The 4,657-nt window shown below is 32.6% G+C and carries 7 protein-coding genes; all 7 read right to left on the bottom strand.

The window, feature by feature from the left end:
• Positions 1-51 precede the first annotated feature (51 nt).
• Positions 52-513, bottom strand: a complete 462-nt coding sequence (locus HA632_RS01985) for a hypothetical protein (protein WP_176305570.1) — start codon at positions 511-513, stop codon at positions 52-54.
• 162 nt (positions 514-675) lie between these two features.
• Complete coding sequence (locus tag HA632_RS01980) at positions 676-1,080, bottom strand: DUF4288 domain-containing protein (RefSeq protein ID WP_176305569.1); 405 nt, start codon at positions 1,078-1,080, stop codon at positions 676-678.
• A 152-nt stretch (positions 1,081-1,232) separates the two neighbouring features.
• Positions 1,233-1,721, bottom strand: coding sequence for a hypothetical protein (locus HA632_RS01975; RefSeq protein ID WP_176305568.1), 489 nt, complete (start codon positions 1,719-1,721; stop codon positions 1,233-1,235).
• A gap of 638 nt (positions 1,722-2,359) precedes the next feature.
• Positions 2,360-2,818, bottom strand: coding sequence for a hypothetical protein (locus HA632_RS01970; protein ID WP_176305567.1), 459 nt, complete (start codon positions 2,816-2,818; stop codon positions 2,360-2,362).
• Between the two features lie 167 nt (positions 2,819-2,985).
• Positions 2,986-3,411, bottom strand: coding sequence for a hypothetical protein (locus HA632_RS01965; RefSeq protein ID WP_176305566.1), 426 nt, complete (start codon positions 3,409-3,411; stop codon positions 2,986-2,988).
• 74 nt (positions 3,412-3,485) lie between these two features.
• Positions 3,486-4,046 (bottom strand): transglycosylase domain-containing protein, encoded by a 561-nt coding sequence (locus tag HA632_RS01960; RefSeq protein WP_176305565.1) that lies wholly within the window; start codon positions 4,044-4,046, stop codon positions 3,486-3,488.
• A gap of 143 nt (positions 4,047-4,189) precedes the next feature.
• Positions 4,190-4,528 (bottom strand): hypothetical protein, encoded by a 339-nt coding sequence (locus HA632_RS01955; protein ID WP_176305564.1) that lies wholly within the window; start codon positions 4,526-4,528, stop codon positions 4,190-4,192.
• Between the last annotated feature and the right edge of the window lie 129 nt (positions 4,529-4,657).

Genomic DNA, 4,657 nt, shown 5'->3' with positions numbered 1-4,657 from the left:
AAGCCCAAGCGCGCAGTAGTTACAAACTGCTGTTATAGGCTGTTGCGATACCTAACTAATTGACGTTACAGTTATACTTTCAATTAACTTGAGCTTTCCATTTTCTATTTTAAAAAGATATAAAACATGCTCATATATATAATTTTTAAAGTTGACTCGACCAATGAAATAATTGTCGCTTATTTCAGAAAGCGTAAGGGTTAATTTAGTTTTTTCATTATCTCCAATACGTTTTAGTTTTCTGTTTCTATAGCGTTTCCATTTTTTAAAATCTGTAGTAATACATTCAATTGGAGTTTCGATTTTTTTTCCAAACCAGTCAACATCTTCACAAATACTAACGTTAAATTTATTGATTTTTAAGACATTTTCAATATTAAGTTTTTCGCAGAATCTTTTCAATTCAATAGATTTTTTTACTTGAACGAAAGCTTCTGCATAGTATGAATTATAATTTTCTTGAGCGAAAATTGAAGTTGTCCAAAGCAATATTATTATTAGTTCTTTTCTCATGAGGAGTTCTATGAAATGCGAATGAGCAATTGCCTATAACGTGCCGCCGCTTGGTAGTCGTGGCGACTTTTTAAATTATTGTTGTAAATATAATCAAATTTTGAACTTAGTACTTTCCGACTAAGAAATGCAAAACCAGCCATGCTACCAAACGGCTGTTAGCTACAGTTTTTGCTTCGGTTTGATATTATCTAATATTTCCTTTTTACTTCGCGCAAACCTTTCCGTTTTCCTATTACTTATAAAACCATAGTCTGTCCACATAATTTCGGCGCCATCCTCAATATTTTCTTCATAGATTGGAATCAAATCACCAATGCCCACAAAAATCCATTCCATTTCTAATTTACTTTCGTTGGTAAATTTGTATTCGGCTTCTTTTCCAAGTTTCACAGCTTTTTCATAAGCTTCTTCAGGACTTTTAGCTTTTATTAAATGATAATTTCCCCATGTTGTGACTCTTCTTAATTCTTGCTTTTCGTTTCGTTCAACTGGCTCGCACTTTTCAATAATTTCCACGACATACCATTCTCCATTTTGGTTTGGTATTTTTTCGGTTGATTCCATTCACTATACGTGTTTAAAAATTGTAGCTAACGTTCCGCAGCTTGTAACTGCTGCGATGATTTATTACTGATGATTCCAAAGATAAAACTCCTTTTTGAATTTTCGGAGAAAATTCGGAGCAAGCCCAAGCGCGCAGTGGTTACAAACTGCTGTTAGTGCCCGTTATTTTTTTTCACAAACTTGACTTTTTGAAAAACCATTGAATCAATTTCGCTTAAATCAAACACTTTCTTTATTTTTATAAACTTATGATTGTTTTTGATTTCTTCTAATGATTTTCCAAAAACCCAAAACTGATTTGGCCCAGCATCCGCATGGATTTTAAGTTTGCTTGACTGATTGTTTTTTTTCAGGTTAAAAGCATAAGTTACTCCATCGTTTACGGATCTGCTAAAAGAAGTTTTCTCTTGAGGAAAAGAAATTGAATCCAAAACGCTTTGAATTTTCTCCTTTTCGTCACTCTTTAAAATTGTATATGAGGTTTGCTCTTCATATGGATTGATTAAATAAAGTGTATCTGTCGAGTTAAACTTTAGGTAATATGACTCCTGTATATTCCATTTGTAAAATATGAAATCTGAGCCTTTTCGAGACTGACATCCTGCAAAAACTAATATTACAATTAAAGCTAAATTTCTCATGTTGCAGATTCGTTTAATAATGGGCTCTAACGTGCCGCCGCTTGGCTTTCGTGGCGGCAATTTAATAATTAAGTTGAAAGATAAGCAAAATTTGATTTACCAGATTATTTTCCAAGAAAGATAAACCAGCCATGAAGCCAAACGGCTGTTAGAGGCTGGTTTCGTATTTCGATTTTCAAACATCTTTACAAAGCAATATTATAAAGTAAACAATGATCATTAAAAATATACTGCTAATAATAAATCCAATGATCTGCTCTTTCGAGCTTTCTTCCCGCAAACCTATTATCAAATATATTCCGCCAACAATTGCGAGCAAAAATGAAATTAATGCCGTTATACTAACAGCAATGCTCAGAAACTCCAAATCAAAATTCGACACAAGGAATTGAACAATAAATGCGAGCACAAATAAAAGTAAAGCAAGAATTGAATAATTGAAACCACATTTAGTATTCTGCATATTTTCTGAGTTTTTTCGGGAGAAACTTGCCTCTAACGTTCCGCAGATTGTAACTGCTGCGATGATTTATTACTGATTATTCCAAGTACAAACTTGGCTTTGAATTTTCGGAGAAAATTCGGGAGAAGCGCAAGCTTCGCAGTTGTTACAAACTGCTGTTATAAGCTGGCTTTTTTCACTCTGGAACGTATCCCGACTCAAACTGTCTAACTAAATCGGCAGTTTTTTCAAACGCCTTTTTAGTAACATCAAGAATTATCACTTGGTCAATTTCTGTTTCGTATTGATGTGTTATATAAATTCCCTGCCAAATTCCATCTTCAAAGTTTTCCACGCCAGCTGTCATTATCATATGTTTTGGTAAATAATGATCTTCAATATCAACGTCACGAAATACAAGTTCTTCGTCCGCCATATCATGAATTAAATCATGCTGTTTGCCGACACTGAATATATAACCAACATTTCTATCAATTGCTTTTCGTATTATTTCATCAAAGTAATTTTTATTTTCTTCTTCCGCAATAATTATCAAACACCAATTTTCGGTTGGGAATTCTGCAATCCAATTTTTCGAAGTATCGTACACTTCAAATTTTATTTCTCTGTCGTGAATCTGAGCTAATTTTTCCATTTATGCAAAGTGTTCGAAAGCTTGCTTATAACGTGCCGCAGATTGCTACAGTTGCGACGATTTGTTACTAATGATTCCAAATATAAAACTCCATTTTGAATTTTCGGAGAAAATTCGGGACAAACCTAAGCCTAGCAATTGTAGCAAACTGCTGTTATGCTCAGTATTTAACCTTTACTGTATAGTTTTTCCGCTTCTTTCAGTGACTTTTCAAATATATCTGCGCCAAACTTTTCAATTATGAGTTTATCCATTTTTTCAGAATAACATTTTCTATAATCATCCATAATACAACCGCCATCAATGGAGATTATGTTATATTTTGTTTTAAGATATTCTTCGTAAAACGAAATGAAAACTAAATCAGTTTCTTTTGCAAATCCAAATGACTCACTAAAATAATAACCTTGATTCGAATGCTTGATAGCCTTTTCAATTCCGCTTTCACAAGTCCTTTCTGTCCAGACAAGCTTTTTTTCTTGGGAATATGAAATTCCACTAAGAATCACAAAAAAAAATGTTATCGATATTCTCATAATGTCTCTAAATATTGAGCATAACGTTCCGCAGATTGTGATTGTGGCGTTCCTCATTCGCTTGCGTTTTCAAATATAACTAAAATTTCAGTCAGCCAAGACATTTCTGATAAGACCAAAACCAGCCATAATCACAAACTGCTGTTAGCAACCGGTTTTTTATGTAATATACTTTGATAAAGTCGAACTTTCCTCAATACTTTTTCTTTTCGGCGTATTGGATTATACAGACTTGGATTTTCAAGCATAATAATCAACATAATATTTTCTTCTTCATTGAGTTGTTCGACACTTTTATTAAAATAGAATTTAGACGCTTGTTTTACTCCAATATTTCCAGTTAAATATTCAGCGCTTAACAATTCAAATTTTAGGCAATCATCTTGAGTAAATTCCTTTTCGATTTTCAATAAGTACAACTTTTTGGTTAAAGAAAAACCATGTCTATATGGTCCAATATAAGCTGTTGACACTTCGCACGGACATCTTTTTTCTTCTACGGTTTCGTGAATTTTATTGTAAATATCAACTAGCGGTTTTAAATTTTCTTTTTGTGCTACTTTTATTGAATTACCTAGATAAACAAACTCTTCGTCTTCAAACATTGGGTTAAAATCGCTCAATAAAAAATTATAAACGACTATAAATAGAATTAAAGTTATAGCGATTATTTTGAATGTCTTTTTACGCATAATGGTAAACTGGTTGCTAACGTGCCGCAGCTTGTAACAGTTGCGACGATTAATTACTGATGATACCAAAGTTAAAATTACTTTTTGAATTTTCGAAGAAAATTCGGGAAAAACCCAAGCCTAGCAATTGTTACAAACTGCTGTTAGCTACCGTTATTATTGTATTTATATTTTCCAACTGTAAAGACATTTCCACTCTCGGCGTCAATTTGTATAATCCCACATTTATTACATTTTTTTGAAACATGCCAATACATTAATTTTCGTTTTCCTTTTTTATAAGCTAAACTGCTTTTGGGATAAATGTAAGTGTCAAAATATATTTCAATACTGTCACCGGAAATTTCATATTGTTTTGCAATCTCTAAAGCTTCATTTTTTGAAATATTAATTTTATCTGATTTCTCTTTACATCCAAAAAAAATCATAAAAATTGCAATAAAAGGTATAACTATTTTCAAGAAACTAAGCTCAATCTTCATTGTCGTTTAAAGTTAAAGTTGTGTAATGGTAGCTAACGTTTCGCGGCTTTGCGTCTGTTGCGATGCCAGCGAACTGCGTAGTTTCTGCTAAGATAAAGTTTTTTCGTGAAGAAAAAACCTCAAGGTAAC

It is taken from the genome of Flavobacterium sp. J49, assembly GCF_011742145.1.
Lineage (GTDB): Bacteria > Bacteroidota > Bacteroidia > Flavobacteriales > Flavobacteriaceae > Flavobacterium.
The sequence above is the reverse complement of the archived record's forward strand: the minus strand, read 5'-3'. Positions and strand labels throughout refer to the sequence as shown.